Origin of the sequence: Pseudomonas atacamensis (assembly GCF_017167965.1) — a bacterium.
GTDB classification, from domain to species: domain Bacteria; phylum Pseudomonadota; class Gammaproteobacteria; order Pseudomonadales; family Pseudomonadaceae; genus Aquipseudomonas; species Aquipseudomonas atacamensis.
This window is the reverse complement of record NZ_CP070503.1, coordinates 4,159,738-4,186,041: the sequence shown is the minus strand read 5'-3', so window position 1 is coordinate 4,186,041 and position 26,304 is coordinate 4,159,738. Positions and strand designations below refer to the sequence as shown.

At 59.6% G+C, this 26,304-nt stretch carries 30 protein-coding genes; 28 read left to right on the top strand and 2 right to left on the bottom strand.

Features of this window, described 5'->3' with window-relative positions; genetic code table 11:
* Window positions 1-3: 3 nt before the first annotated feature.
* The gene (locus JWU58_RS19050; RefSeq protein ID WP_137215287.1) at window positions 4-594 is read right to left on the bottom strand and encodes a hypothetical protein; all 591 of its coding nucleotides are present in this window, start codon (window positions 592-594) and stop codon (window positions 4-6) included.
* 337 nt (window positions 595-931) lie between these two features.
* Between JWU58_RS19050 and JWU58_RS19045 the strand changes: the two genes are divergently transcribed.
* On the top strand, window positions 932-1,936 hold the full coding sequence (locus tag JWU58_RS19045; protein ID WP_206420791.1) for a DUF2806 domain-containing protein: 1,005 nt from the start codon (window positions 932-934) through the stop codon (window positions 1,934-1,936).
* Window positions 1,937-1,953: 17 nt separating this feature from the next.
* Here the strand turns inward: JWU58_RS19045 and JWU58_RS19040 are convergent, their stop codons facing one another.
* Window positions 1,954-2,685 carry a LexA family protein gene (locus JWU58_RS19040; RefSeq protein ID WP_137215289.1) on the bottom strand — a complete coding sequence of 244 codons (732 nt, stop codon included), beginning with the start codon at window positions 2,683-2,685 and terminating at the stop codon, window positions 1,954-1,956.
* A 79-nt stretch (window positions 2,686-2,764) separates the two neighbouring features.
* On the opposite strand from JWU58_RS19040, the gene JWU58_RS19035 reads away from it, so the two are divergent.
* From JWU58_RS19035 to JWU58_RS18905, 27 genes are all read left to right on the top strand, one after another.
* Complete coding sequence (locus tag JWU58_RS19035) at window positions 2,765-3,025, top strand: hypothetical protein (RefSeq protein WP_103520664.1); 261 nt, start codon at window positions 2,765-2,767, stop codon at window positions 3,023-3,025.
* Window positions 3,026-3,356: 331 nt separating this feature from the next.
* Entirely contained in the window at window positions 3,357-3,875 is a 519-nt protein-coding gene (locus JWU58_RS19030; RefSeq protein ID WP_161984084.1) for a phage regulatory CII family protein, read from the top strand.
* Window positions 3,868-4,098 (top strand): TraR/DksA family transcriptional regulator, encoded by a 231-nt coding sequence (locus tag JWU58_RS19025; RefSeq protein ID WP_206420790.1) that lies wholly within the window; start codon window positions 3,868-3,870, stop codon window positions 4,096-4,098. The genes JWU58_RS19030 and JWU58_RS19025 overlap by 8 nt, the downstream gene beginning before the upstream one ends.
* The gene (locus tag JWU58_RS19020; protein WP_206420789.1) at window positions 4,088-6,304 is read left to right on the top strand and encodes a VapE domain-containing protein; all 2,217 of its coding nucleotides are present in this window, start codon (window positions 4,088-4,090) and stop codon (window positions 6,302-6,304) included. The genes JWU58_RS19025 and JWU58_RS19020 overlap by 11 nt, the downstream gene beginning before the upstream one ends.
* On the top strand, window positions 6,297-6,656 hold the full coding sequence (locus JWU58_RS19015; protein WP_206420788.1) for a PA0613 family protein: 360 nt from the start codon (window positions 6,297-6,299) through the stop codon (window positions 6,654-6,656). Before JWU58_RS19020 ends, JWU58_RS19015 begins: the two co-directional genes overlap by 8 nt.
* 528 nt (window positions 6,657-7,184) lie before the next feature.
* A complete protein-coding gene (locus JWU58_RS19010) occupies window positions 7,185-7,529 on the top strand; it encodes a phage holin family protein (protein WP_206420787.1) in 345 nt (114 codons plus the stop codon).
* A 146-nt stretch (window positions 7,530-7,675) separates the two neighbouring features.
* Entirely contained in the window at window positions 7,676-8,278 is a 603-nt protein-coding gene (locus tag JWU58_RS19005) for a terminase small subunit (RefSeq protein ID WP_206420786.1), read from the top strand.
* Window positions 8,279-8,282: 4 nt separating this feature from the next.
* Entirely contained in the window at window positions 8,283-10,307 is a 2,025-nt protein-coding gene (locus JWU58_RS19000) for a phage terminase large subunit family protein (RefSeq protein ID WP_206420785.1), read from the top strand.
* A gap of 1 nt (window position 10,308) precedes the next feature.
* Window positions 10,309-10,515 carry a phage head-tail joining protein gene (locus tag JWU58_RS18995; protein ID WP_008087653.1) on the top strand — a complete coding sequence of 69 codons (207 nt, stop codon included), beginning with the start codon at window positions 10,309-10,311 and terminating at the stop codon, window positions 10,513-10,515.
* A complete protein-coding gene (locus tag JWU58_RS18990; RefSeq protein ID WP_206420784.1) occupies window positions 10,515-11,996 on the top strand; it encodes a phage portal protein in 1,482 nt (493 codons plus the stop codon). Before JWU58_RS18995 ends, JWU58_RS18990 begins: the two co-directional genes overlap by 1 nt.
* Complete coding sequence (locus JWU58_RS18985) at window positions 11,993-13,147, top strand: head maturation protease, ClpP-related (protein WP_206420783.1); 1,155 nt, start codon at window positions 11,993-11,995, stop codon at window positions 13,145-13,147. The genes JWU58_RS18990 and JWU58_RS18985 overlap by 4 nt, the downstream gene beginning before the upstream one ends.
* The gene (locus JWU58_RS18980) at window positions 13,144-13,488 is read left to right on the top strand and encodes a head decoration protein (protein ID WP_102902291.1); all 345 of its coding nucleotides are present in this window, start codon (window positions 13,144-13,146) and stop codon (window positions 13,486-13,488) included. Before JWU58_RS18985 ends, JWU58_RS18980 begins: the two co-directional genes overlap by 4 nt.
* A 63-nt stretch (window positions 13,489-13,551) precedes the next feature.
* On the top strand, window positions 13,552-14,547 hold the full coding sequence (locus tag JWU58_RS18975) for a major capsid protein (protein WP_206420782.1): 996 nt from the start codon (window positions 13,552-13,554) through the stop codon (window positions 14,545-14,547).
* Between the two features lie 2 nt (window positions 14,548-14,549).
* On the top strand, window positions 14,550-14,870 hold the full coding sequence (locus JWU58_RS18970; protein ID WP_130910911.1) for a head-tail joining protein: 321 nt from the start codon (window positions 14,550-14,552) through the stop codon (window positions 14,868-14,870).
* Window positions 14,867-15,532, top strand: a complete 666-nt coding sequence (locus tag JWU58_RS18965) for a hypothetical protein (RefSeq protein WP_206420781.1) — start codon at window positions 14,867-14,869, stop codon at window positions 15,530-15,532. The genes JWU58_RS18970 and JWU58_RS18965 overlap by 4 nt, the downstream gene beginning before the upstream one ends.
* On the top strand, window positions 15,525-16,037 hold the full coding sequence (locus tag JWU58_RS18960; RefSeq protein WP_206420780.1) for a hypothetical protein: 513 nt from the start codon (window positions 15,525-15,527) through the stop codon (window positions 16,035-16,037). The genes JWU58_RS18965 and JWU58_RS18960 overlap by 8 nt, the downstream gene beginning before the upstream one ends.
* Window positions 16,034-16,600: a phage baseplate assembly protein V gene (locus tag JWU58_RS18955; RefSeq protein WP_206420779.1), complete on the top strand. Its 567-nt coding sequence runs from the start codon at window positions 16,034-16,036 to the stop codon at window positions 16,598-16,600. The genes JWU58_RS18960 and JWU58_RS18955 overlap by 4 nt, the downstream gene beginning before the upstream one ends.
* Before the next feature lie 54 nt (window positions 16,601-16,654).
* Window positions 16,655-16,903, top strand: coding sequence for a hypothetical protein (locus JWU58_RS18950; RefSeq protein WP_241196132.1), 249 nt, complete (start codon window positions 16,655-16,657; stop codon window positions 16,901-16,903).
* A gap of 5 nt (window positions 16,904-16,908) precedes the next feature.
* On the top strand, window positions 16,909-17,235 hold the full coding sequence (locus JWU58_RS18945; protein ID WP_122505839.1) for a GPW/gp25 family protein: 327 nt from the start codon (window positions 16,909-16,911) through the stop codon (window positions 17,233-17,235).
* Complete coding sequence (locus JWU58_RS18940) at window positions 17,232-18,113, top strand: baseplate assembly protein (RefSeq protein ID WP_206420778.1); 882 nt, start codon at window positions 17,232-17,234, stop codon at window positions 18,111-18,113. Before JWU58_RS18945 ends, JWU58_RS18940 begins: the two co-directional genes overlap by 4 nt.
* A 1-nt stretch (window position 18,114) precedes the next feature.
* Window positions 18,115-18,723: a phage tail protein I gene (locus JWU58_RS18935; protein WP_206420777.1), complete on the top strand. Its 609-nt coding sequence runs from the start codon at window positions 18,115-18,117 to the stop codon at window positions 18,721-18,723.
* Window positions 18,716-20,671: a phage tail protein gene (locus JWU58_RS18930; protein WP_206420776.1), complete on the top strand. Its 1,956-nt coding sequence runs from the start codon at window positions 18,716-18,718 to the stop codon at window positions 20,669-20,671. Before JWU58_RS18935 ends, JWU58_RS18930 begins: the two co-directional genes overlap by 8 nt.
* Window positions 20,672-20,673: 2 nt before the next feature.
* Complete coding sequence (locus JWU58_RS18925; protein WP_206420775.1) at window positions 20,674-21,117, top strand: tail fiber assembly protein; 444 nt, start codon at window positions 20,674-20,676, stop codon at window positions 21,115-21,117.
* Between the two features lie 103 nt (window positions 21,118-21,220).
* Complete coding sequence (locus tag JWU58_RS18920; RefSeq protein WP_206420774.1) at window positions 21,221-22,387, top strand: phage tail sheath subtilisin-like domain-containing protein; 1,167 nt, start codon at window positions 21,221-21,223, stop codon at window positions 22,385-22,387.
* 13 nt (window positions 22,388-22,400) lie between these two features.
* Window positions 22,401-22,904: a phage major tail tube protein gene (locus tag JWU58_RS18915; protein ID WP_073473004.1), complete on the top strand. Its 504-nt coding sequence runs from the start codon at window positions 22,401-22,403 to the stop codon at window positions 22,902-22,904.
* Window positions 22,905-22,917: 13 nt separating this feature from the next.
* Window positions 22,918-23,517 carry a phage tail assembly protein gene (locus tag JWU58_RS27445; RefSeq protein WP_206420773.1) on the top strand — a complete coding sequence of 200 codons (600 nt, stop codon included), beginning with the start codon at window positions 22,918-22,920 and terminating at the stop codon, window positions 23,515-23,517.
* A gap of 150 nt (window positions 23,518-23,667) precedes the next feature.
* Window positions 23,668-26,304, top strand: coding sequence for a phage tail tape measure protein (locus JWU58_RS18905; RefSeq protein WP_206420772.1), 2,637 nt, complete (start codon window positions 23,668-23,670; stop codon window positions 26,302-26,304).

The window sequence follows — 26,304 nt, the reverse complement described above, 5'->3', positions numbered from 1 at the left end:
CCCTCATGCCGCGTGCGCAGCTGGTGTTGCCGCTGCAGCAAGGTGGTTGATGGACTCGCTGACTTTTCCGTAGATCTCGTCATCGCTGCCGTACACGGTGAAGCAACGGGTGTGCGGGCTTTTGTTACCGATGCTCAGGATGGTGGTGACACCTGATCGAGAATGAGTGCGATGAAGCGCGACGATTAGCGGGTAGTCGAAACCCATATCGAGGTTCAGCACGCCGCCGGTGCGCACCAGCTCAAACACTCGCTGCTTGTCCGAGATTTCAAAGCGGCCATATTCGCGGCTGGCGTGGGGACGGTGCAGCAGATCGCTGGTATTGCTCGCATCGAACGGGCCGTTGGCGATCTCTTCGATGAAGTCGGCCAGCTTGAGATGCATCTTCTTTTCGTTCGGCAGGGTCAGCGTGTGGCGCTCGCTGCCCAGCTCCACGACGAAGGTGCTTTCCGAGATGCCACGTTCAACCTTGAGGCGAAACGCCAGGCACTCGCGCTTGGGCGCGGTTCGGAGGACATGGTTGAAGGTCTCAGTCAAGTTGACCTGAGCATTGAGCAATTGCAGGGTGCGGTTGTCGATTTTGTACTTGATCATGCTGCATGCCCTCCGCCGTTCGGATTGACTGGGGCAGGAGTGATGCGTGCTGTCAGCTTCGGTTTGCTGATGGCGAACGCGCAGCCGTACTTGCGGGCTAGGCGCCGGATCTCAAAAATTTGGAAGGGGTTGGCAGCGGCTGGGTGGACGTGCAGGGTTGCTGTGGTGTGCATGGTGTTGCCTCGCTCTGTGGTGGAAGAGTGAAGCTAATATCAACCAATAATTGATATTGGTCAACAACCTTTGGTTGACTGTTGAGATTTTGCTTTGCGCGTTCTAGATTGACATGGCGACCGCATTCTTCGTTTCCACTCCCAACCTATCTAGGGCTAACAAAATGACGTTACCAGGTGAGAAGCTCATTATCCGAATATGGGAATCAGTCGCGGATAAAGGCATAGGTAGTATTTTCAGACCAGCTCAGATTAGGCGTGAAGGTTTGGCAAATATTGAAGTTCGTCGTGCTGAGCAGTTAGCGTTAGCTCAAATGGAACGTGAAATTCAAGAAATTCGCAATGGCACCCGAGAGCTATCGGATTTTTCTTTGAAGCTTCCCTTTGCTGATGAAAGAAGAGTCAAGAGTAATCTTCGCGTGGAGCCAGTTATCAATACTGCCACTTTGATTGAAAAAGTTAGTTTGCAGGGGGTGGCTGATAGTCTTCAAAAAGAGGTCAATATTACAAAGGCTTTGATCTATGCTGAGGAATCAGTAATGCAGGATGATGCGGAGCCAAGTGACGAAAAAGTTGAAGACGACTGGATTTATCGCTGGAAAGACTGTGCTAGCCAAATTTCATCAGATGACATGCAGAGGCTCTGGGGGCGGTTGCTCGCGGGAGAGGTTAAACAACCCGGAGCTTATTCTCTGCGTTGTCTGGAATTCGTGCGAAATTTATCCCATAGGGAGGCAAAACTTATAGAGAGAGTGTTAAGGCTCGATTTGGATGGGGCTATTTGGTCAGGTTTTGAAGTTGAGGACGGCGCGCTGCGCTATGCAGAATACTTAGAGCTGGAAAGCTTGGGAATTTTGACTGGTGTTACGGGAAATATTTCTAATAATATTACTACTCATGAGCCTGGTGTTAAGTGGATTCGGTTCTTGCGATCTCATAAAAAAGGATTGTTGATCACGCATAGCGATCTCAATGCTACGTTAAAAATCAAGGGATATGCAGTATCCGCACTCGGCTTGCAAATGAAGAGTCTGGCGGAGCTTGAATGTGATGAGAAATATTTGAGAAAATTAGGCGAGTTCGTGAAGGAACAAGGTTTTTCAGTTGAAATTGTTGATTATTTGCTAAAGGATGGCTACTACATGTTCGGCAATGCAATAGAGTTGTAGCTGTGAGGCGTTATCGTTTATTCAGGGATGAAGGAGCCCACTACTTTTCCACAGATATGAGTCTCCTCCGTAATATCGATGATTGGATATTGCGGATTTATTGGCCTCAAATATTGTCTTCCGGCATCTTCAACGAGAATTTTGAAAGTCGCTTCATTTGTTCTTGGGACTCTAGCAATTACACGATCTCCAGTTTTTGCTTCGGCTTCTGGGTCAACAAAAATGATACAGCCCGTTGGATAACTGCGCCCAGGACCAGGGTTGGTCATTGAGTCGCCAAGCACTTTAAGTGCATACCCATTGTTACTAATTGGGACGGGGCAAGAAAGCCAAGAGTCAGCATCATAGGAATCAAAGTTCGAAACAGTTTCACACCAAGCACCAGCCTGAACCCACGAGATCAACGGTACTTTACCAAATCGCTCATTGATTTCTCTTACATTGGTTCCGTCACTAACTCCGAATTGTCGAACATTGCTTTCGCCTGCCTGTTCTTTTGGCAGCACACCGTATTCAAGCCACTCCCTCCGTACCCTCAACCACGAGCATAGGGCTGACATGCTGTCTGCTTCAGCAATGGCTTCGCCGTTCAGCCATTTACTAATGGCTTGCGTGGTTTTATCCACCCCTGCACTTTTCAGTTGACGATGAATATCCACTCCACGACCACGAGCGCGTACGCCGGCATCGTCGAGAGCTTCGTGTAGGCGCTCGCTGAAAGCTGCGCGAAGGGAATTTTTATCAACCATGAGTTGAGAGTCTCATAAAGGTTGCGCAATAGTCAGTTGATCTATAACATCAACCGCAAGTTGATAAATGGAGGTTGTCATGTTGGACCCCGCAGATTTTCCGAGCGCAATTGCGTTTGCGTTTGAAGCCGTAGGCGGCATCGGGGCCGCTGCGAAGGTATGCAATAGAAGCTACCAGGCACTGAACAAATGGCGTCAGGCTGCATGCCTGCCGCGAACGGATTACACAGGTGAAACCAAATACGCCGAGCTGTTAGCGACTGCTGCGAAGCAAAAAGGCAACGCATTCCAAGCGGCTTGGCTGTTGAACGCTTCGGCTCCACAAAAAGCTGCAGCGTAGTGAGAAAAAAGGCGACCCAAAGGTCGCCCAGTTCCTCCCGGCACGCGCCACCACAGCGCTGTCGGGTCGCGATAAAGAAAGGCGGGCACACCACATGCAACCACCTCTCTTTATCGCGCTTTTCCAAGGCTCGGAAGCCTTGGTGTTGCTGCCTCTTCCACCACAGATTTGGCAGCTGTTGCGCCAGGGGTGAGCAACGGATTGCTCGCCCCGGCACGGTGCCGGTGTCGATCCCGAAGATCTAGCCGGCGTTTGGGCCCTTTCAAGCCACGCGGCAAATGTATCACCACTGCATGTCGCGCGGCACTGGCAACTTACAAGGATTAATGCCATGAGCCGTATCGCTCTGAGTTCTGTTGAGCGGGCGCAGCGGGAAGTTTTGCCGCTCGATCTCGCGCTTTACCATGCCGCACGGGACTACCCCGGTGGCGCCGCAGCCATCGCCGCCACCACCGGCCGGAATGCGACCACGCTGCAGCACAAGCTGTCCCCAACCCACCCCAGCCACACGGTGAACATTCAAGAGTTCGGCGAGATTCTGGAGCTGACCAAGGATCGCCGCATTCTGGATGCAGTGCATGCCTTGGTCGGTGATACGACTTGGCAGGAACTGGCTGAGGCGTACACCAATGACATGCCCGAGACGTTGACCATCGGGATTGCCGAGTACTTCCGGAAGGTCGCCGATCTGGCGGATATCTGGGCCAAGAGCATTGGCGACGGGGTGGTTTCCGATGAGGAACTGGCCGCGATTCGCCTGCAGGTGTTTCGAGGCATTCAAGGACTGCTGGGGCTGTTCAACCGCGCCACCTACGTCAATCAGACGACGCGGGGTACTGACCGTGGTTGATATCGTCGACTTTGCTAATGACTTGGTGCAAGAGCGCATCGATCAGGCGCTCGCTGCACGTCTCCTCGCCGCCAAGCCCACTTTGGCGGCGCATTCGTTTCTGTTCTGTGAAACCTGTGATGGCCCCATCCCCGAGGCTCGCCGTCTGGCGCAGCCCGGTTGTACTCAGTGCGTGGATTGCCTTTCCGTCGCAGAATTGAAAGGGGCGCGCCATGCTCGATGAGGTACTGGGGCAATTCGCGGATTACGGCCTTGAGCCTGCGCAGCCATTGGTGTTCGGCAAGCTCACCCGCTGCAAGACGACGCAAGACAAGGGCAAGGAAAAGAACGGCTGGTATGTCGTTCATGAGCAACGCACCGAGAAAGGCGAAACGCTGATTTTCGGTGCGTTCGGGGACTGGCGTTCGGGTGAGTCACAGAAGATCAAGGTCAAGGCCGGGCGGATGTCGCCTGAAGAGCGCGAGGTTATGCGCGCTCGACAGGAAGAGGCCAAACGGCGCGCGGCTGAGATTTCAGCCAACGCGGCACGTCGTGCGGCGAAGCGTGCAGCGGGTATGTTTAAGCGCATGCCGGAGAAGGGCCGTAGCGATTATCTGGATCGCAAGCAGATTGTCGGCTTTGGCGTCCGGTATGCGCCGCGCACCGGTGCGTTTTTGGTACCGATGAGCAATGTGCGCGACGAGATTGTCGGCCTGCAGGTGGTGTTCCCAACCAAGCAAGAGGATACAGGCCGGGACAAGTCATATTGGCCTTACGGCATGTCGAAGGAGGGCGCTTTCCATCTGATCGGGCCGCACCCGGATCCGGGCGAGCCGGTGCTGGTGTGTGAGGGTTATGCAACCGGCGCAAGTCTGCATATGGCCACGTCTCTGACCGTGGCCGTTGCGTTTGACGCGGGCAACTTGTTGGTGGTTTGCAAGGCCATGCGCGAGCGTTTCGCCGGTTGCCCGCTGATCATCTGCCGGGACGATGACTGGAAGACTACCAAGCCGAATGGCGATGCGTGGAACCCCGGTGAAGAGAAGGCAAACAACGCGGCGCTGATTGTCGGCGGCCAGGTGGTCGCGCCGATCTTTTCCGGCGAGCGGGAAGCCAAGTGGACCGACTTCAACGATCTGCATGTTTCTGAAGGTTTGGAAGCGGTGCGCCGTCAGGTGTTGGCGGTGGTCAAACCTCCCGCTGCTGGTGGTTGGAAGGATCTGCTGGCACGCAGTGAAAGCGGCGCGCTGATTGCGCACATGCAGAACGTCGAGCTGATCCTGGCCAATGATGAGCGTTGGGCTGGTGTGATCAGCTACAGCGCGTTCAGCTCGAAGATCGTGAAGCTGCGTGCGGCGCCTTATGGCGGCGGCACGGGTGATTGGGCGGACATTGATGATGTGCGGGTGATGAAGTGGCTCGCGCAGCAGTACAACCTGCGGGTCAAGGCCTCGCATGTGATCGAGGCGGTGAGCGTGGTTGCGCATGACCATGCGTTTCATCCAGTGCGCCAGTACCTGCGCAAGCTGCAGTGGGATCAGGTGCCCCGGCTCGAAAGTTGGCTTACCGAGGTCATGGGCGTGAAGGCGACAGATTATTCGGCGAAGGTCGGCAAGCGCTGGATGTTATCGGCGGTGGCGCGGGTGATGAAGCCCGGCTGCAAGGCTGACTCGGTGATGATTCTGGAAGGTGCGCAGGGCGCCGGTAAGTCAACGGCAATGAGCATTCTCGGCGGCGAGTGGTTTATGGACACGCCGTTTGCCCTGGGCGACAAGGACGGCTTTCAGGCGATCCGGGGGAAATGGATCGTCGAGCTGGGCGAGCTGGACAGCTTCAACAAGGCTGAGAGCACGAAGGCTAAGCAGTTCTTTTCGGCGTCCACCGACACTTACCGCGAGAGCTACGGCCGCAGAACGATGGACGTGCCACGCCAGTGTGTTTTCGTGGGTACCACCAACCAAGACGAGTACCTAAAGGACGCCACCGGCAACCGGCGCTACTGGCCGGTCGCGTGTACCAAGGTGGATCTGGAGTTGTTGCGCTCGATGCGCGATCAGCTGTGGGCCGAGGCGGTGTTCTGCTACGACGCGGGCGACCTCTGGTGGGTGACGCTGGATGAGGCTGCAATGTTCGGCGAAGAGCAGGACGAGCGTTTCGTTGTGGATGAATGGGAAGGGCCGATTCTGACCTGGCTCGAAGAGTCGCAGATCGGCGAGACCACCACCGGTAGTGACGTGCTGACCAGTGCATTGAAGTTGGACTTCGGGCATTGGGGCAAACCGGAGCAGATGCGCGTCGGCGCGATCATGCATCGGTTGGGCTGGCGGCGTGTGCGGTTGCCGGCATTGGCAAAGAGCGGTCAGCGGCCCTGGGCTTACAAGAAACCGACAGGGTGGGGCGGGGCCTCGGCGTTGCAGCGAGTAGAGTTCGAGGAGCCTTGCTTTGATTAAGGAGATCGATTCGTTACTTCGGTTGTGGGCGCAGGAGCTGCATTCGGAACATTCGAAAGGAGGGCTGGCAGGGGGAAATATGGTTGCCATGATGATGGAGAGCAACGGGCAACTGATCAGGGGGCGGCGCGCCTTTCGTGCGCCGCTGGAGAGTTCGCTAGACATCGAACTGATCGTGACCAAGCACCTCGCGCCGGAGCTGGTGACGGTGGTGCGTGAGCATTACTGCACGCTCGATGTTGATATGCGGCTGCGGTATGCCCACTGCGGTTGTGGCCGCGACACGTACTACCAGCGTTTGCATGAGGCTCATCTGCAGATCTTCGGCCTGATGATGGGGCTGGCTGCGTGACCCCAGGTATCGTTCCGGTCGTGGTTGTCCCACTGGCCCGTCTTGTCTCGCTACGTTTTGATGCAGTGGGACAGGTGCGGGCCTTGTCGTTGTTGGGTTGTCCCACCGTCCCGCCTAGAAGTGCCTCCCGCCCGTGTGAGCGTAGCGGGCGAGCGCTACGCGCTTACGCGCGAACGCGTGTTCTTTAAAATTCTTCCTTTACACGAGAAAGAAGAAAGATAAGTAGGACAGTGGGGCGAAGCCCCGAATTCAGGCGCTCGCAGGCGTCCCACTTCGATTCTGAAAAGTGGGACGTATGGGACACCATAGAAACAACAGAATGCCGTGGTGGTGTATTCGCCGACATTCGCTAGGCGTTCACCCTGCGTTACCCACTTATTCACCGGGTGGCATTAAAACAGGGTTGCTGCCACCGGAATCGACCTGTAAAAAGTAGTCATCTTCGATAGGTGCGACCGCAGAGAGCGGCAGGCACCACACCACCAAACCCGGCCATTGCGCCGGGTTTTTGCGTTCATGGGGTAGGCGATGACAAGCGAGCAACAAGCACTGGCAGAAATGCCGATCTGGTTAGTGATCGTCCTGGCTCTGGTCGGTGGCGTATCGGGGGAGATGTGGCGGGCAGACAAGGATGGCGCGCGGGGCTGGGCGTTGTTGCGTAGGCTCGCGCTTCGATCCGGTGCCTGCATTGTCTGCGGAGTCTCGGCAATGATGCTGATGATCGCGGCGGGCATGTCACTCTGGACGGCGGGCGCCTTGGGTTGCCTCACGGCAATGGCCGGTGCAGATGTTGCCATCGGTTTGTACGAACGCTGGGCTGCCAAGCGGCTTGGCGTGTGCGATGTCCCGCCGAATGGCGGCGGGCCAGCCTGAAACCGCCGGGGACCCTGGGGTTATTCGGTGGGTACGGGGTCGGAAACCCGCGGGAAACTGTTAGCGGGAGCGCCCCCAGCTTACTGAAATTTCAATCATTGAAATCTTGAAAGGATTCATTGAAATACGTTGAAGAAGGAGGACTCATGACAGAACCAACCTACCTGTCGAAGAGTGCCTTCGCGGCCCGGCTCGGCAGGTCGCCGAGTTACATCACTTGGCTGAAAGACAACAACCGTTTGGTACTTTCGCCCAACGGCAAACAGGTTGATGTACATGCCACCGAAGCGCTGATTCGTGACACCGCAGACCCGAGCAAGGTCGCCGTCGCCGAACGACACCAGCAGGACCGGATTCAGCGTGACGTTTACAGCCAACTGTCCACCCAGACTGAGCCGACTTCCACGGCTGCGCCGCCGCAGGTTCTCACTGGCGATGGCAAGCAGCCCGACTTTCAAAAGGCCCGCGCCCTGCGTGAGCACAACATGGCCAAGTTGGCGGAGATCGAGCTGGGCAAAGCCCAAGGCTCGCTGGTCTCCAAAGAAGCGGTCGAAACAGGTGCCTACAACGCCGGCCGCTTGCTGCGCGATCAGCTTTTCGGTCCGTTACCGCAGCTGTCCCATGACCTGGCGGCCATGACCGATCCTTGGCTGATCGAAAAACACCTGACCGCCACCTTCCGTCGAACGCTGGAGGAAGCCGAGCGGCTCTCTTCAGCAGACCTTGAGCACGCCATGACACCGGACTGAACCTATGCACACGGAATTTCCTGACGGTGCAGAGGTGTACCGTGAGGCTTATTTCCGTGGACTACGCCCGGACCCCGATCTCTGGATCGATGAATGGGCCGATGAGTACATGCGGATCCCGCGTGACACCGGTGCCCCTGAGCCCGGCCAGTACCGCACCTCTCGCACACCTTATGCACGAGAGCCTATGCGCTGCCTGTCGCCGGCTCACCCTTGCAGGCGCGTGGTCACCATGGTGGCTTCGCAATTGATGAAAACCCAGATCGCCCTGAACTGGATGGGCGGTCTTATCCACATGGCGCCATCGAACATCCTGGCGCTTCTGCCCAGCCTGAGCCTGTCAAAGCGGGTCTCGGGGCGAATCAGCAAAACCATCAAAGCCACACCCGTTTTACGCGAGCGAGTCGCTGCCACCCGTTCACGGGATGCGCGCAACACGATGGACACCAAGGAGTTCGAGGGCGGTTCGCTGTATGTCACCACCGCCGGTTCTGCGGCCAACCTGTCTGAGCTATCGGCACGTTACATCTACGGCGATGAGGTTGACCGTTGGGAGAACGACGTCGGCCAGGAAGGTGACCCGATCCGGCTGGCTGAGACGCGGGCGACCAACTTCGGTCGTAACGCCAAGATCTACTTTTCCAGCTCGCCAACGATCAAGGGAGCCTCGCGAATTGCGGATCTGTTCGAGTCCAGCGACCAGCGACACTACTACGTGCCGTGCCCCACTTGCGGCCACATGCAAGTGCTGGAATGGGAGCGGCTGCACTACAGCAAGGACCTCAGCACTGTGCATTACGAGTGCGCAGCACCTGAATGCGACGTGCTCATTGAGGAACACCACAAGAGCGACATGCTTGCCCGAGGCGAGTGGCGCGCCCATGCGGCTGGCGACGGCAAGACCGTTGGCTTTCATCTCAACGCGCTGTACTCGCCGACCGGGTGGATGGACTGGGCTTCGCTTGCCATCGAATTTGAGGACGCCAAAAAAGCCCAGGCTCAAGGTGATACGAGCCTGATGCAGGTGTTCTACAACACCCGTCTCGCGAAGGTCTGGGACAGTGCACTCGAACAGACCAAGGCCGAGGTGCTGATCGCTCGGGCGCGGCTGGAGAACTACACCCTCGGCGCGATGCCGTCAGGTGTGCTGATGCTGACCGGCGCCGTGGACGTTCAGGCCAACCGTCTGGAGTTGATGGTGATGGGCTTCGGTGTCGGCATGGAGCGCTGGGTTGTTGACCACCAAATCATCTGGGGCGACCCGGCAGACGAACGCACCTGGGCGGTGCTAGACGAGAAACTCAAGGCCCGTTACCGGCATCCCTGCGGTGTGGGTCTCGCGATTCTCGCCGTGGGTGTCGACTCCGGCGGACATCACACCGATGAGGTCTACCAGTTCTGCCGCGTTCGACGCTGGCGCAACATCTTTGCCATCAAGGGCGCAAGCAAACCTGGCAGGCCAGTGATCGCGCAGCGCCCATCCATGGTCGACGTGACGTGGAAAGGCCAGACCGAACGCAACGGCGCCGAGCTGTGGTTCGTCGGCACCGACACCGCCAAAGACTGGATCTACAACCGTTATCCATTCCCGGACGGTCCGGGATCGCTGCACTTTGCCAACGACCTGCCGGACGAATTCTTCGCCCAGTGCGTCGCCGAACGCAAAGTCGTGCGCTACGTACGCGGCCACAAGCGCATCGAATGGGTGAAGGGCAAGGCCGAGCGCAACGAAGCGCTCGACCTGATGGTGTACTGCCTCGCCATGGCGCATTACCTCGGCATCAACCGCTACCAGGAACACGATTGGGACCGGGTGCGACAAGCCCTGGCCCAGTCCGGTTTGTTCGATGACGCCTTGAGCATCAAGCCTGTTCAGGGCGAGCGACTTGATGTTGAGCAAACACCGGCGCCTGCTGCTGTACGCCAAGCCCAGCCCGCACCACCACCCGCTGCACCGGTTACGCAAGCGCGACCGGCAGCACCCCCTCAACGCCGCAGCTCTGCCAGCGGCTACCTGAAGAGACGCTGATATGTCCTTTACGAAAAAGCACCTCGACGCGGTTGAGGCGGCCATCGCACGCGGTGAGAAAACTGTGCGCTACACCGACCGTACCGTGGAATACCGCACGGTCGATGAGCTGCTCAAGGCTCGCGAAGAAATACGCTCTTCGCTTGCCAGCGCTGCCGGGCCACGTTCGCGCGTGGTCCGGCTTTACCATGCAGGGAAGGGGGTCTGATGGCCCGAAATTTCCCAACGTTGACCCGTAACGGATTTGTCCTGCCGTCCAACATCAAGGCCAGCTACGAAGGCGCTGGGGAAGGGCGCCGCTCCACCGGCTGGGATGCTCCCGACAATGGGATCAACAGCATCAACACCCCGGCTCTGCGCAATCTTCGGTCGCGCTCGCGGGCGGCGGTTCGCAATGACCCGTATGCCTTCAATGTCATCGACAAGCGCGTCAGCAACCTGATCGGCACGGGCATCACCCCTCGGCCGACGACTGATGACGATGCCTTGCGCAAACTACTGCAGGAGCTGTGGGGGGATTGGGTCGATGAGTCGGATGCGGATGATCGCACCGACTTTTACGGCCAGCAGGGGCTGGTGGCGCGCACGGTTGAAACCTCGGGCGAATGCTTCGTACGGTTGCGTCCGCGCGGGCTTGATGAAGGCTTGGCCGTTCCTCTGCAGCTGCAGATCCTCGCACCGGAATTTGTGCCGCACGACAAATTCGAATCCACCAAAAACGGCAACGTGATCCGTGCCGGTATCGAGTTCACCCCAGGCGGCAAGCGTGTGGCGTACTGGATGTATTTGTCGCATCCGCGCGATGCAGCCTCGCTGAACGCCGGTTACAACCAGTTGGTGCGCGTGCCGGCGGCTCAGGTGCTGCACATCTTCGAACCGGTGGAGCCAGGCCAGTTGCGGGGCGTGCCGCGATTGTCGCCAGTGCTCAAGCGCCTGCGCAGTCTCGACAATTACGACGACGCGGTGCTGTTCCGTCAGGAAGTGGCCAACCTGTTCGCTGGTTTCATCAAGCGGCCGGCTCCGGAGTCGGGGCAACAACCCCGCGACCCCGTTACCGGCGCCTTGCTGGATCTGGACCGCGATGGCTTCACGCCGATGGTTGCGCTCGAACCCGGCACCATGCAGGAACTGGGGGCAGGCGAGGAGGTTGAGTTCTCCAAACCGCCAGACGCCGGCAACAACTACCCGGACTTCATGCGGCAGCAACTGATGGCTGCAGCAGCAGGGTCGGGAACGCCTTACGAGATCCTCACCGGCGACATGCGCGGCATCAACGACCGAGCGCTTCGGGTGGTGCTCAACGAGTTTCGGCGCCGTCTGGAACAGCTGCAATTCAGCGTGTACGTGCATCAGCTCTGCCGTCCAGTGCGGGCTGCGTGGATGGACATGGCGGTGTTGTCTGGCGTCCTGGTGCTGGACGATTACGCACAGAAACGCCGCCAGTACCTGCGCACTCGCTGGGTCCCGCAAGGCTGGGCCTATATCCAGCCAGTGCAGGACGTGCAGGCACGCCGTATGGAAGTGCAAGCCGGCTTTGCCTCGCGCAGTGAGATGGTGCTGCGCACCGGCTACGACGCCGAAACGGTCGATCTGGAAAACGCCGCCGATCTGGCACGGGCCACAAAACTGGGCCTCAACTACAACACCCTTGATGCCGTCGAAGACACCGACGACAAGGAGCAACCATGAGCAAACAAGCGCGACCGCGCATTTACAACCGCGCGGGCAAGCGCGTCGAGGTTCAGGACAAGACCTGGTACGCCCTGCAGGCCAGCGGAGAAGCCACCGAGCGAGTGATCGAGGTTTTCGTCTATGGCGAGATCGGCGCGTGGGGCATCACTGCCAACCAGTTCGTGCAGGATCTGCGCGCCATGGATGATGGTGTGTCTCCGGTGATAGCCGCGTTCAACAGTATCGGCGGCGACCTGTTCGACGGACTGGCCATGCACAATGCGCTGTCGCGTCTGGGCGAGCGCTGCACCGGGCGAATCGATGCACTGGCCGCGAGTGCGGCCAGTGTGGCCGTATGCGGTGCACACCGCGTAGTCATCGCGGCGAACGCCATGTTGATGATTCACAACCCATACACCTATGCAGGCGGGGGCGCTGAGGATTTCCGCCGGGTCGCTGATGTATTGGATCAAACCTTGGAGGCGATCATCGCGGCCTATAAGGCCAAGGCGCCTGACATCGATGATGCTGAGCTGCGGCGGATGGTTGATGCCGAAACCTGGCTGACTGCTAACGAAGCGGTGGCTCTTGGTCTTGCAGACGAAGTCGGCGACGGCATCAAGGTCAAAGCATGCCTCGGCCAAGGCGCGGTGTTGCAACGGTTCCAGCACGCTCCGGTTGAGTTGGTGGCCCAGCTCGACGAGCCGCCTGAACCGGATCCCGAACTTGAACCTGTCGATCCTCCCCTGGTGCCGCCTGTGGTCGACTCGGCAAAGTTGGCACTGATGATTACTCAGCGTTGCACGGCGGCGGGCATCAGCAATCTGGTCGAGCCGCTGCTCAATTCTACCCAGCTCGAAAGCGAGGAAATCGTGCTCGCCGGCCTGGCTCGCGCCAAGGCGGTGAACGACCTCTGCGTCGCTGCGCGTCTGCCGGAATTCAGCGCCGAGTATGTCGCGGCCGGTCTGGATGCGGCGGCGGTTCGGGCGCGTCTGTTCGACAAGATTGTCACCAGCGGCAAAGGCTTTGAAATCGACAACAGTCTCCCGCTGGCGGACGACCCGGCACCCAAGGTGCTGGCCAAACAACCTGACCCCAACTCGATTTGGGCTGCTCGCCAAGCGGCTCAAACTGGAACCGCGCGCGGCGCGAAAGGAGCACGAGCATGACCATCAAACAGGAACCGATGCACGCAGGTGAATTCCTGCTGTCCGAGGGCGCTGGCACGATCTCGCGCGAAGCGATCAATGTTGCGGCGGGTCCAGCATTGTGGCCGGGACAAATTCTCGGGTTAGTGACTGCCAGCGGCGAATTCGCACCGTACAACCCAACGGCAGAGGACGGCACAGAAAACGCTGTCGCCATTCTTTACGGCCCGCTCGGCGAATCCGACGTGGTGCGTCGCGGTCGCGCCGTGGTGCGGCTGGCCGAGGTCAGCGAAGCGCACTTGACTGGTCTCGATCTGGCCGCTGAGAAAGCCTTGGCCGCACATTCGCTGATCGTTCGCTAAAGCGTTTCCTTCTTTTATATGCATCCCGCTACGTGCGGGATTTTTCGTTTCTGGAGAGTACCCATGGCCGATATCGCCATTTTTGACGACGAAGCATTTACCGTTACCTCGCTGACCGCTGCACTCAATGATCAACCATACCTGCCAGGGCGCATCAGCGGCTTGGGGCTGTTCCGCGAGGAAGGCATCACGACCCTGACCGTGCAGATTGAAAAGGACGGTGACACCCTGGCCCTGGTGCCTGCTGGTGAGCGTGGTGGTTCTGGCCTGGTGGTTGCTGCCAGCAAGCGCAACCTGATCCCGTTCAACACCGTGCACCTGCCGGAGCGGTTCACCATCAAGGCCGACGAGATCCAAGGCATCCGTGCCTTCGGCACTCGCACTGAGCTCCAGGCAGTGCAGGACGTGGTCAACGCGCGCCTGGCCAAGGCGCGGCGACAGTTGGACGCCACGCACGAATTCCAGCGTATGGGCGCACTGAATGGCCAGATCCTTGACGCCGATGGCAAGACCGTTCTGCTGGATCTCTATGAACGCTTCGGTGTGCAGCGTCAGAAGTTGTCCATGGGGCTGGCTGACGCCAGTACCGAACTGCGGGTCAAGTGCGGTGAAGCGCTGGACATGCAGGAAGACGCACTCGGCAGTGTGACCAGCACCGGTTCTCGCGCCTTCTGCGGCAAGAACTTCTGGAACAAGCTGATCGTTCACAAGTCGGTCAAAGAGACCTACCTCAACAGTCAGCAGGCAGCGGCACTGCGCGGTGACGCCCGTGAAAGCTTCGAGTTCGGCGGCATCATCTGGGAACGCTACCGTGGCAAGGTGGCGGGCGTTTCCTTTGTTCATGACGACAAGGCGCTGCTGGTTCCCGAAGGCGTCCCCGACCTTTATATCTCTGTGTTCGCACCGGCCGACTACATGGAAACGGTCAACACACAGGGCATTCCGTACTACAGCATGATCGAGCCGCTGCCCTTCAACAAAGGCATGGCCGGTGAAGCGCAGTCCAACCCGCTGCACCTGTGCACCCGACCGCGTGCGCAGGTCCTTCTGGAACTCTGACCGTGGGCTTTCGCGACCTGATCGCCGAGGTCGATGCGGTGGTGTTCGAAACGCTGGGCGATACCGCACGGATTGAGGGTCGCGAAGAGCCAGTGTTCGGCATGTTCGCCGCACCCTGGCTGCAACCCAAGTTCGGCAAGCTCAACACCGGGTTGCGCGAGCCGCGCTTCGAGATCCGTGTCAGCGATTCGCAAGGTCTGCAGCAGGGCATGCTGGTCAGCGTTGATTTGCCCGCCTTGGATGGCGGCGGTGACTACGACCTGATTCAGCTCGAACCGAGCGGCGACGGCCTGGTCGCCCTCATTCTGAGGTTGCGCCCATGAGTGTCGGCAGCTATTTCAAACCCTCGGCCGGGGGCGGGATGATCTCCATCCAATCCTCGGCCGCTGACTTTCAGGCGTTCCAGGACTTTGCCAAGGTGGTACCGAAAGCGGCCGCTGCGGCGCATCGGCGCGCGATCAACAAGACGTTGGGTTGGTTGCGCACGCACATTGCCCGAGCGGTCAGCCGGTCGGAGCGCATTGCTGTTTCGGCGGTGCGTCAGCGGTTGCGCAGCTATCCAGTTTCCGGCGGGGCTGCGAGCGGCAAACTGTGGTTCGGTTTGAACGCCATCGAGTCCAGCCGGATCGGCCGGGCGCGACAAAGCGGCAGCGGCGTGTCAGTAGCGGGGCGGCGTTACCAAGGGGCTTTCCTCAAGAAGGTCTACGGCAACAAGCCCGACATCTGGATCCGCACAGCCAGCAAGCATTTCAACGCGGACGACTACCCCGACAGCACGGTGTCACCTGGTCGCGGGCCGAGTTCGGGTTGGGTCGCCGAAAACGGCAGTCGTTTCCCGCTGGCCAAGGCCAAGGTATCGCTGGAGCAAGCCCGGCCGCACTTCGACAGCTGGGTCAAAAAGGCGGATGAGCGTCTGCTGGAGATCCTCAAACAGGAACTCAACTTTGAGCTGCAGAAATACCTCAAGAGGATCGGTAATGTCTGACGAACCCTTCAGCTTGGACCAGCTTTATCGGGCGGTAGAACAGCATTTGCGTACCCACTTGCCTGGCGTGCAGGCCGTCACAGCCTGGCCAGACATTAAGGATCGCGTGTTGCTGCCAGCGGTGTTCTTGGAGGTGGCCGAGATCGAGCCGGGTACCGATATCGGTACCGGCGAAACCTCGCTCATCTTCAAGTTCGAGGCCCGCATCATCGTCGACCCAATCAAGCCGCACCATCATCAACAGGCCGTGCAATTAGCGACTCAGCTGGCGGTGCTGCTGCGTGGGCAAACATGGGGGCTAGCAGTTGAGCCTGCCGAGTTTGTGCAATCGCTGCAGGACTGGACCCAGCCGCACCTGGATGGATACACCGTTTGGCTGGTGGAGTGGACTCAGCAGGTTTATCTCGGCGTTGAGGAATGGCCATGGTCGGACGAACCGCCGGGAACGTTGGTGTTTGATGTTGAGCCTGGTGACGGGCCATTCAGGCCTGAGGATCTACCGTGAGTTACGCAAGCGCCCAGCATGACCGCATGATCGCGGGGGCGGTAAAGGCTTGCTACGTGGTCGCGGTGGATCTGTCCGCTTCGCCGCCGGTATGTCGCGTGTCGGACGGCAGTGAATGGGTCAGCGCTTGGGTGCGGTGGCACAGCATTGCGGCGGGCAAGGCCAGGCACTGGCGGGCGCCGTCTTTGGGCGAGCAGGGCAGTTTGATCAGTCCCAGCGGTGACGTGTCGCAAGGCACCTTTGTCCCGGGCCTGTATGGCAATGCCGGACCGCCTCCAGATAATCGCGACCACGTCGAGGTCTGGCGTTTTGATGACGGCGGCTCGCTGATCTACGACTGGCAGGCCAAGAGCTACAGCATCACCCTGCCGAGCGGTACGGTCACCATCAAAGTGGCCAGCACCGAAGCGGTCGTAACCGATGCGACCGTGAGCGTGACTACCGGCAACATCAATCTGAAAGCGGCGGTGATGATCGACGGTGCGCTACACGTTACTAAGGGCATCACCAGCGCCGGCGCGATCATTGACGCCACCGGCAACAGTAATCACCACACGCATTAATTTCAACTCACGACAGCCCGCCCAGTGCGGGCTTTTTCATGCCTGGAGAAACAGATGGCCAAGATCGATACGACCGTCACCGAGGTGCAAGCGTCCTCGGAACTGGCAATTGCATCCTCACCGTTCTCATCGCCCGAACTCTTGAAATACCGCGACAAGCTCTACACGTCGCGACTGTTGATCGTCCCCGGCACTGACCGTTCTTATCCGGTCGACAAGGCGACGGTCGTGGTGCCGGCCTCCGACATCGAAGCGGTCAAGTTCCTGAAAGCCAGCGACGAATACGAGCCGTTCAAGGAGTGACATCGATGATCGGAATGGATCGCCACACCGGCTTACCCATATCCGGCATCGAGCACCTTCGCCAATCCATCGCCGACATCTTGAGCACGCCGCTGGGCAGTCGCCGGCACCGTATGGAATACGGCAGCAAGCTGCGGCGGTTTGTCGATTTGCCCATCAACGAAGGCTGGAAAAGCGCCGTACAGGCTGAGGTTGCCCGCGCTTTGGGGCGCTGGGAGCCGCGTTTGAAGTTGGATCAGGTGCGGGTCATTTCCGTCATTGGCGGGCAAATCAATTTGCAAATCGTCGGGAAGTACCTGGGCGACAGCGTCACGTTGGAGGTGGCCGCATGAGTACCGTAGATCTGTCTTCGCTGCCAGCCCCGACCGTGCTGGAGCCTCTGGACTTCGAAGAGGTTTATCAGGACGGGCTGAGCGTGTTTCGCGGGTACATGGGCGACAACTGGACGGCCGCGCTGGAAAGCGACCCAGTGGTCAAAGTGCTTGAGGTCGGGGCTTACAACAAGGTCGGTAACCGCGCCCGAGTCAATGACGCCGGCAAGGCGCTATTGCTGGCGCACGCCATTCGCGGTGACCTCGATCACTTGGGGGCCAACGTCAATCTGAAGCGCCTGGTCATTCAGCCCGAGGATCTGCTGGCAGTGCCACCAGTGCCCAAGGTCATGGAAGACGACGACCCGTTTCGCGAGCGCATTCAGTTGGCCTATGAGGGCTTGACCACGGCCGGCCCGCGTAACAGCTACATCCTGCATGCACGCAATGCCTCGGGATTGGTGGCAGATGCCACGGCCGAAAGCCCGAAGCCCTGTTACGTCACGGTCACGGTGCTGGGGTTGGACGGGGAAGGCGAAGCGCCGCCGGAGCTGCTGGCGACTGTGGCCGCTGCTCTGAATGACGATGACGTCCGTCCGGTTGGTGATCGCGTGACTGTGCAGAGCGCAGAGGTGATCCGTTACGAGATTGACGCCATCTTGCACATGGCCAGCGCTGGTCCGGAAGCGGATGCCAGTTTGGCCGAGGCCAAAAACCGCTTGGCAGCTTGGATCAATCCACGCAAGCGGCTGGGCGTCGAGGTCGCTCGCTCTGCTGTTGACGCTCAGTTGCACGTTGCCGGCGTTGCCCGGGTTGAGTTGGTCGGTTGGCAGGACTTGGTCCCGACCAAGGCGCAAGCGGCGTTCTGTACGCGCTACAGCGTGAGGCTGGCGGGCTGATATGAAAAGTCTACTGCCGCTCAACAGCACGCAACTGGAACGGGCCATGGAGGCCGCGTTTTTCGAAAAGACGATTGTCCCACTGCGCGACCTCTACAACCCCGACACCTGCCCGTTGCACCTGCTGCCGCATCTGGCGTGGGCGTGGTCGGTCGATCGCTGGGACTACCGATGGTCTGAGGCAACCAAGCGCGCGGCCATCAAGGCGTCTTTCTACATTCACAAACACAAGGGCACCATCGGCGCGCTGCGCCGCGTGGTCGAGCCGCTGGGCTACCTGATTGAGATCGTCGAGTGGTTCCAGACGGTGCCCGAGGGTGTGCCGGGCACTTTCGCGCTGAAGGTGGGCGTTCTCGATACCGGTATCACCGAGGAAATGTATCAGGAGTTAGAACGCCTGATTGACGACGCCAAGCCCGTCACCCGGCAACTGACCGGGCTGGCGATCAGCCTCGAAACCCAAGGCAATTTTGACATTGCCGTGTCCCTTTACGACGGCGACGAAATCGACGTTTACCCGCCCGTCATGCGTGACATTGAGGTCACTGGCAGCATTGGCGTGGTCGGCCGCGAACACACCATAGACACCCTGGACGTTTATTATGATTGATGCGAATTCGCAGTTTTTCGCGATCCTCACGAAAGTGGGGATGGCTAAGCAGGCGAATGCTGACGCGCTTGGCATTGCCTGGAAGCTCACGGAAATGGGGGTCGGCGATGCGAACCCGGGCGGGTTGGCCGATCCGCCGAATCCGATCCCGTCGGCCGATCAGACTAAGTTGCTCAATGAGTGGCGGCGCAAGCCGTTGAATCAGCTACGGGTTGACCCGGTCAACTCGGCGGTGATCATCGCCGAGCAAATCATTCCGGCCGACGAGGGCGGTAAGTGGATTCGCGAAATCGGCCTGTACGACGCGGACGGGGACCTGGTGGCGGTGGCCAACTGTGCGCCGAGCTTCAAGCCGCTGCTTTCGCAAGGCTCCGGCCGCACGCAAGTGGTGCGGATGAATTTTGTGGTGTCCATTACCGGGAACATCACCCTCAAGATCGACCCGGCCGTGGTGCTGGCGACGCGTGAATACGTCGATTCGCGCATTCTGGACGAGCTGAGCAAGCTCGACATTAAGCAGTCGGTGCGCGCCGCTACCACTGCCAACATCAGTCTGGTCGGTCTGCAGACGATTGACGGTGTCGCGCTCGCGTCCGGTGATCGGGTGCTGGTAAAAAATCAGGCGGCCGCCAAGGATAACGGGCCGTATGTGGTGGCGGTGGGTGCCTGGGTGCGGGCCAAGGATGCGGATAACAGCGCCAAGGTGACGCCCAACCTGACAGTGGCGGTCGAGACCGGGGCGACGCAGGCCGATACGATTTGGCAACTGGTGACAGATGGCCCGATTGTCGTTGGCACTACCGCGCTGACGTTCAAAGACATTACAGACGGGTTTGCCCGGTTGTTTTCGCCGAGTTTCGGCGGCAACCCGACAGCCCCGACGCCGGCGCAGTTCGACAACAGCAAATCGCTTGCGACGACCGAGTTCGCCCAGCGAGCGCAGGGGAGTTATGCAGATCTGGTGACCTATCCCGGGAGCGTTGATTTATCGCCGGCTGATGTTGGGCGCTTGGTGGCGCCCGGGGGGGCGGGGTCGAGCGTCACCCTACCGGATGCGAGCACTGTTCCTCAGGGGGCAGTCGTTACGGTTCTCGCGGGGTTGAATGGTGCGACCTTCAAGGCGAAGGCCGGGCAGTCTCTGATTGCGATCAACGGCGCGTTGGGGCCGTTCACTCAGCCTCAATCGACAATCTCGGCCTTCCGGCGCTTGAATAACGGTCAGGGCTGGGCGCTGGAAGGGGGTGATGGCGCGCTGAAGTATTCGCCGATTTTGCGGGGGCCGCATTGGGAGACGCAGCCGCAATTCGACAGCGGCAAGTCATTGGCGACTACCGAGTTTGTGCAGCGTGCAGCGGGTAGTTTGGCCGGTTATGTTAACTACGCTGCAAATACGGTATTGACGGCGGCTGATGTCGGCAAGTACGTCTATACAAGCGGTGCGGCTGTCACTCTCACGCTGCCGGACTGCGCGCTGCTGCCCGGCGGTAGCCGTATTTACATACAAGCGGGGTCAATGACCACCTGCACTGTAAGGTCTATCAACGGCAACGTTTCCGGGCCAAATGGCAATGCGGCTGGCTCACCCAACGTGGTGTTGGGTAACGGCGTTGCGTCGGAATTCATCTCTTCGGGGGTTGGCTGGCTTGCTGTAGGCGGGTCGGGAGTGTCTTCGATTCTGGGGAGTGGTTATCAGCGGCAACCGTCGGGTTTGATCGATCAGTGGGGTTCGGGCCTTACGGATGCTAACGGATACGCTTACATCACATTCCCTGTCCCGTTCCCAAACTCCTGCCTCAGCATCATCCCTGTTCATGTGGGTTCGTTGAGTTTGATGAGCGCTGTTATGGGGTCGACGGTGACCAAGACCGGTTGCACGGTGCGCTTGCAAAATGCGGCGGGTGCGTCGGCGGTCAACTGGACGGTGTGGTGGCGAGCATTGGGGAATTGATCATGAGTAAAGTTGTGTATTTCAGTCCGACCACGTGCGGGGCTTATACCCTTGAGATCAATGGCGAAGACATGCCGGCGGACGTAGTCGAGGTGTCGGAAAGTATTTGGCAATCGCTGCTCAATGAGCTGTCGACCAGTCCCAAAATGATGTCGTCACGGCCCAACGGTCAACCGGTGCTGATTGATCCGCCGCCACTTGATGCAGAGGCGCTGGCCGAAACTGAGCGCACCTGGCGGGATGCCCAGTTGGCTCTGACCGATCCGCTGGTTTCCCGGCACCGTGACGAACTCGAGGAGGGCGGTGCGACCTCGCTCACGGTCGATCAGTACGCTGAGCTGCAGGCTTACCGCCGGCAGTTGCGCGACTGGCCGCAAGGCTCGCAGTTCCCGCTCTCTGAGCATCGCCCGATCGCGCCGCCCTGGCTGATCGAGCAAGCCCAATAAACGCCCCGCACTGACGGGGCGTTTTCTTTTCCGTTACGCGTAACACGAACACCCTCACAGCCTCGCTTATGCGGGGCTTTTTCGTTTCTGGAGACTGACCCTTATGAGTTTTTTCCACGGCGTCACGACCACGTCGGTCGACACTGGCGCGCGCACCATCTCGCTGCCGTCGTCGTCGATTATCGGTCTGTGTGACACGTTCACCCCGGGTGTCCTCGGCGGCGGTACAGCCAAGGCGGGTGAGCTGAAGTTGATCACCACCGAGCGCGAAGCCATCGCCGCTTTCGGTCCCGACTCGGCAATCACCAAGGCCTGTCAGGCGATCTACGTCAAAGCCAAGGCGGTGATCGTCGCCATCGGCGTGGCCAAGCTGGAAGACCCTGCGCTGCAAACCTCGGCGATCATCGGCGGTGTTTTGGAGTCCGGTCAACGTACGGGCTTACAGGCGTTGCTCGACGGTAAAAGCATGTTCAATGCGCAACCGCGGCTGTTGATCGCGCCGGGTCATACGGCGACTCAGGCGGTGGCCACGGCGCTCGATAGCTTGGCGCAGAAGCTGCGCGCCATTGGCATCATCGATGGCCCGGGCACGACCGACGAGGCCGCTATGGCCTACGCCGATAACTTCGGCAGTCGCAACCTGTTCATGGTCGATCCGGGCGTCAAGTATTGGGACACCATTACCAGCAAGACCGTCGACGCACCGGGTTCGGCTTGGGCGGCGGGCCTGTTTGCCTGGACGGATGCTGAGTACGGTTTCTGGGCTTCGCCATCGAACAAGGAGTTGACCGGCATCACCGGCACCGGTCGCGCGGTCGAGTACCTGGACGGCGACGAGACTTGCCGGGCCAACCTGCTCAACAACGCCAATATCACCACGATCATTCGCGACGACGGTTACCGCCTGTGGGGCAACCGTACGCTGTCGAGCGATCCGAAGTGGGCATTCGTTACCCGCGTTCGCACGCTGTTCATTCTCATGGATGCGGTGCAGGCCGGGCACAAATGGGCGGTCGACCGCTCGATCACCAAGACCTACGTGACCGATGTCACCAATGGTCTCAACGCTTTCATGGCCGACCTGAAAGCCCAGGGCGCGATCATCAACTTTGAAGTGTTCCCCGACACCGAACTGAACACGACCAGCCAGATCGCCCAAGGCAAGGTGTATTGGCGTATCCGTTTCACCGACGTGCCGCCGGCAGAGAACCCAAATTTCCTTTTCGAAGTCACCGATCAGTGGATGACCGAAGTGCTTGAAGCAGCCTAAGGGGGCGTAGCCAATGATTCCTCAGACTTTGTACAACACCAACCTGTTCGTCGACGGCGTGAACTTCTCCGGCGACGTGCCCAGCCTGACGCTGCCCAAGCTGACCACCAAGACCGACGAATATCGTGGGGGCGGCATGGCCGGCCCCATCGAGATGGATCAGGGGCTGGAAAAAATGGAAGCCTCGTTTGTTACCAAGGGCGTGCGCCGCGAGTCGCTCAAATACTTCGGCCTGGCTGACGGCACGGCGTTCAACGCCACGTTTCGTGGTGCCTTCAAGGGCCAAAAGGGCGCGGTAACGGCGGTCGTCGCCACCCTGCGCGGCCGGCTCAAAGAGGTCGATCTGGGTGACTGGAAAGCGGGGGATGCTGCCGAGATCAAACATGCCGTTGCGGTCACGTACTACAAGCTCGAAATCGACGGGCGCCTGATGTACGAGATCGACATGGTCGCCGGCATTCAAGTGATCGACGGCAAAGACCAACTCCTCGAAGTGCGTCAGGCGCTCGGCCTGTAAGGAATAGATTCAGATGACACAAGCAATCGCTCAAAACCTGCCGGCCTGGCTGTCGCTCAGTGCACTCGGTGCCGTCGTGACGCTAACCCGTCCAACCAAAGCCAACAGCATCGATGTAGAAACGCTGAACTTGCGTAACCCGACCGTGCGTGAAGTGCGCGCGGCTGACCGTGCTGCCAACGGCGACGACGAACAGCGCGAGCTGATGCTGTTCGCAGGTCTCGCCGAAGTCGGACTGAAGGATCTGGAAGGCCTCAAACTGACGGATTATCGCCGCGTGCAAACGGCGTATTCGCACCTGGTACCGAAAACCGATTATTCGGACTCGATGCCGGCGTGGTTGTCGCTGACCACCGATCAGGTGCTGGTGACGCTGTCGTGCCCGAGCGAGATCAACGGCGTGACCGTCGACAAGCTTGCCCTGCGTTCACCGACCGTGGGCGACGTACGAGCGGCCAACCGTGAAGTGGGGGGTGACGATGAGCAGCGCGAGCTGGTGTTGTTTGCTGCGTTGTCCGGTGCGCCTGTCTCGGATCTGGAGGGGCTGAAGCTGGTGGATTTTAACCGCTTACAGGCCGGCTATTTTCGCATGGACAACGACGACGGGCTTTAACCCCAGCGTGATCAAGTCGGCGGCGAAACGTCTGGCGGCGGAAACCGGATTTTCCGCCGCCGAGATCCAGTCGATGCCGTTTGCGGAAATGGTGTGGTGGCTCACGGATTGAGCCGCCATCGGTAGTGCTGGGCACATGAGGGCCATGACATGGCAAACAAACTCGCCCTCGGGCTGGTGATCGGCGGTGCCGTCAGTTCCACGGTCGGCGCCGCGTTCAAGGATGTGACCGGGCGCATCAAGCGCCTTGAGGCAGAAGGCAACAAAGCGCGGGTGCTGCAGCGCACGATTGGCGACACCATTCGCCTGCGCGAAGAATGGAAAAAGGCTCACGACACCGGCGCGGCTGGTGCGTCCAAATTACTCAACCGTTTGAACTCGAACCTCGACAGCCTGAAAAAGCAGGGGATCGAGGTTGGCCGGCTGGAAAAAGCCTATCGCTCGATGGGACAGACGGCCAACAAAGCCGAGCTGAAAGCCAAGGGTCATCAGCAGATTGATTCTGGCGTAAAGGGCATGAAGGGCGCCGTCGGTGCGGCGGTGGTCGGTGTCGGTGCCATGGCGGTACCGACCAAGGTCAGCGCTGATTTTGGCGCGATTGTGCGGGATATCGCGATCAAGGCCGGCATTGCCAACAAGCCGCAAGAGCAGGAGATGTCGCGCAAGATCATCGACACTTCACGCGACACCGGCATGGCGCGCAACGATGTGGCCGACGTGGTCAACCAGTTGGTCGGTGCCGGTATGGACCTGAGCAAGGCGCTGGAATACGCGCCTGTCGCGGCCAAGTTTGTCGTGGGGCAGGGATCCAGCGGCGTCGACACGGCGAAGATGATCAACGCCCTGGGGCAGAACGCCAAGATCACCGACCCCAAGCAGATGCAGCAGGCGCTGGAAGCGATCGCCTACCAAGGTCAGGCGGGCAGCTTTGAAGCGGCCGACATGGCCAAGTGGTTCCCGGAACTGCTGGCCAACATGGCCAGCAACGGAATCACCGGCTTGGATGCGGTGACCCAACTGGGTGCCATGCTGCAGGTGCAGATGAAACAGGCCGGCAGTTCGGACGAAGCGGCCAACAACCTGAAAAACTGGATGGGCAAAATCGGCTCGACTGATACGGTCAAGGCTTACGAAAAAGCCGGGATTGATTACAAGGGATCGATGCAGACCGGTTTGCAAAACGGTATGTCGACGCTTGAGACCAGCATGTCGCTGGCTCAGAAATACATTCAGGCGACCGATCCGAAGCGTGCGGCGGCCATGGCCGAAGCCACGTCAAAAATCAGCAAAGAAGCCGACCCGGAGAAGGCCAAGGCCATGATGGCCTCGCTGGAAGAGTCCCTGCGCACCGGCGACCTGTTCGCCGACATGCAGGTCAAGGCCGCGCTGTCGGCTTACATGCAGAACAAGGCGCTGTACAGCCAGCTCAAAAACGATTCGCGTGACGCGACCGGGATCCTCGACAAGAACCTCGCCGAGCGGCGCGAGTCGTCATCGCAGAAATGGGCGGAAATGGCCCAGTCGATGGATGACGCCATGCGTAGCGTCGGTGATGCGCTGCGCCCGGTGACGGACACCGTGGCCGAGTCGTTAACCAAGGTTACTAAAGGCATCACGTCGCTGACTGATAGCGCGCCCGGGATAGTCGCCGGTATCGCCACGGTCGGAGCGGGGCTGATCGCCTTAAAAGGTATCTTCAGCACGATCAAGATCAGCAAGGGGCTGCTAAACCTTGCGCGTGGGTCGCGCGGTGGCAGGGGGGGAAGCGAAGCCCCAAATAAAAATCCCGGAGAACTTGATCTGGTAGCGACTGGGCTGGATGTAGTTTCGCGGGTGAAGGATGCGGCAACAGGCGGTGGCCTTGGTACTGAAAGTGGTGCAGGTAACGACGGCGTCAGGAAGGTTTTCGTCGTCAATGCCGGCGCTATAGGGGGCGGTGTGGATGCGTCGGGCGAATCGCGCCGACGTGGACGTGGGTCAAGGCGCAGCGCTCGGCGCTGGTCGTTGCCGAGTTCGAGGGGGCCTCGCCCATCTGTGCCTCGTCCACCTGTTCCGGTTTCACGTCCCCCTGTTTCGATCCCATCGCCATCAGTCCCTTCAGTTCCTGGGGCATTGTCCAAGCTCGGCGTCGTCGCAGGAACCGTCGGTAAGGTCGGCAAGGCGGCCAAGGTCATTCCTGGCGGCACGCTGCTGGAGTCCGGCGCGATGGCTTTTGAAACCTTTCAAAACGCCAAGACCAAGGACGAAAAAGCCGAAGGTTACGGTTCGGCCGCTGGCAACCTGGCCGGCACCATGGCCGGTGCAGCAGCAGGCGCCGCCATCGGTTCGGTTGTGCCGATCATCGGCACCGCTATCGGCGGCATGATCGGTGCTTACCTGGGCAGTCAGGGCGGTGCGGCGCTGGGCGGGTCGTTGGGTAAGTCGCTGTTCGGCGGTGAGGATGAAAAGCCCGAGCAAACGGCAAAGGCACCGGTGCCGACCACGCCGCTCATGATGGCGTCAGCGGGCCAGAAAGGCCCGGCGCTGGGGGATGTCGCACGCTCGATGGCGGTGACGGCGCCGCTCAAGTCGGCTGCGATGGCCATTCAACCCAAGGAGCCAGAAAAGCCGGTACCGGCCAAGGTGGATCAGCAGTTTCAGTATTCGCTGAACATGCCTGTAACGGTGCAGGGCGACGTCAAGGACCCGCAAACTTTGGCGCAGGATCTGATGCCGCACATGCAGCGAATGATGGCGGATTCGGCGAAGAGTAACGCCGCCAAGCTGTACGACGAACCCCATGTCTAA

What these genes read in the sequence shown, in the direction of transcription:
- JWU58_RS18945 (WP_122505839.1), top strand. Translation starts at nt 16,909, where the DNA reads ATGATCGGAATGGATCGCCACACCGGCTTACCCATATCCGGCATCGAG.
- JWU58_RS27445 (WP_206420773.1), top strand. Translation starts at nt 22,918, where the DNA reads ATGACACAAGCAATCGCTCAAAACCTGCCGGCCTGGCTGTCGCTCAGT.
- JWU58_RS18965 (WP_206420781.1), top strand. Translation starts at nt 14,867, where the DNA reads ATGAGTGTCGGCAGCTATTTCAAACCCTCGGCCGGGGGCGGGATGATC.
- JWU58_RS18940 (WP_206420778.1), top strand. Translation starts at nt 17,232, where the DNA reads ATGAGTACCGTAGATCTGTCTTCGCTGCCAGCCCCGACCGTGCTGGAG.
- JWU58_RS19020 (WP_206420789.1), top strand. Translation starts at nt 4,088, where the DNA reads ATGCTCGATGAGGTACTGGGGCAATTCGCGGATTACGGCCTTGAGCCT.
- JWU58_RS19035 (WP_103520664.1), top strand. Translation starts at nt 2,765, where the DNA reads ATGTTGGACCCCGCAGATTTTCCGAGCGCAATTGCGTTTGCGTTTGAA.
- JWU58_RS18920 (WP_206420774.1), top strand. Translation starts at nt 21,221, where the DNA reads ATGAGTTTTTTCCACGGCGTCACGACCACGTCGGTCGACACTGGCGCG.
- JWU58_RS19010 (WP_206420787.1), top strand. Translation starts at nt 7,185, where the DNA reads ATGACAAGCGAGCAACAAGCACTGGCAGAAATGCCGATCTGGTTAGTG.
- JWU58_RS18975 (WP_206420782.1), top strand. Translation starts at nt 13,552, where the DNA reads ATGGCCGATATCGCCATTTTTGACGACGAAGCATTTACCGTTACCTCG.
- JWU58_RS18960 (WP_206420780.1), top strand. Translation starts at nt 15,525, where the DNA reads ATGTCTGACGAACCCTTCAGCTTGGACCAGCTTTATCGGGCGGTAGAA.
- JWU58_RS19030 (WP_161984084.1), top strand. Translation starts at nt 3,357, where the DNA reads ATGAGCCGTATCGCTCTGAGTTCTGTTGAGCGGGCGCAGCGGGAAGTT.
- JWU58_RS19005 (WP_206420786.1), top strand. Translation starts at nt 7,676, where the DNA reads ATGACAGAACCAACCTACCTGTCGAAGAGTGCCTTCGCGGCCCGGCTC.
- JWU58_RS18950 (WP_241196132.1), top strand. Translation starts at nt 16,655, where the DNA reads ATGGCCAAGATCGATACGACCGTCACCGAGGTGCAAGCGTCCTCGGAA.
- JWU58_RS18980 (WP_102902291.1), top strand. Translation starts at nt 13,144, where the DNA reads ATGACCATCAAACAGGAACCGATGCACGCAGGTGAATTCCTGCTGTCC.
- JWU58_RS18990 (WP_206420784.1), top strand. Translation starts at nt 10,515, where the DNA reads ATGGCCCGAAATTTCCCAACGTTGACCCGTAACGGATTTGTCCTGCCG.
- JWU58_RS18905 (WP_206420772.1), top strand. Translation starts at nt 23,668, where the DNA reads ATGGCAAACAAACTCGCCCTCGGGCTGGTGATCGGCGGTGCCGTCAGT.
- JWU58_RS18925 (WP_206420775.1), top strand. Translation starts at nt 20,674, where the DNA reads ATGAGTAAAGTTGTGTATTTCAGTCCGACCACGTGCGGGGCTTATACC.
- JWU58_RS18930 (WP_206420776.1), top strand. Translation starts at nt 18,716, where the DNA reads ATGATTGATGCGAATTCGCAGTTTTTCGCGATCCTCACGAAAGTGGGG.
- JWU58_RS19040 (WP_137215289.1), bottom strand. Translation starts at nt 2,685, where the DNA reads ATGGTTGATAAAAATTCCCTTCGCGCAGCTTTCAGCGAGCGCCTACAC.
- JWU58_RS19045 (WP_206420791.1), top strand. Translation starts at nt 932, where the DNA reads ATGACGTTACCAGGTGAGAAGCTCATTATCCGAATATGGGAATCAGTC.
- JWU58_RS19000 (WP_206420785.1), top strand. Translation starts at nt 8,283, where the DNA reads ATGCACACGGAATTTCCTGACGGTGCAGAGGTGTACCGTGAGGCTTAT.
- JWU58_RS19050 (WP_137215287.1), bottom strand. Translation starts at nt 594, where the DNA reads ATGATCAAGTACAAAATCGACAACCGCACCCTGCAATTGCTCAATGCT.
- JWU58_RS18915 (WP_073473004.1), top strand. Translation starts at nt 22,401, where the DNA reads ATGATTCCTCAGACTTTGTACAACACCAACCTGTTCGTCGACGGCGTG.
- JWU58_RS18935 (WP_206420777.1), top strand. Translation starts at nt 18,115, where the DNA reads ATGAAAAGTCTACTGCCGCTCAACAGCACGCAACTGGAACGGGCCATG.
- JWU58_RS18985 (WP_206420783.1), top strand. Translation starts at nt 11,993, where the DNA reads ATGAGCAAACAAGCGCGACCGCGCATTTACAACCGCGCGGGCAAGCGC.
- JWU58_RS18995 (WP_008087653.1), top strand. Translation starts at nt 10,309, where the DNA reads ATGTCCTTTACGAAAAAGCACCTCGACGCGGTTGAGGCGGCCATCGCA.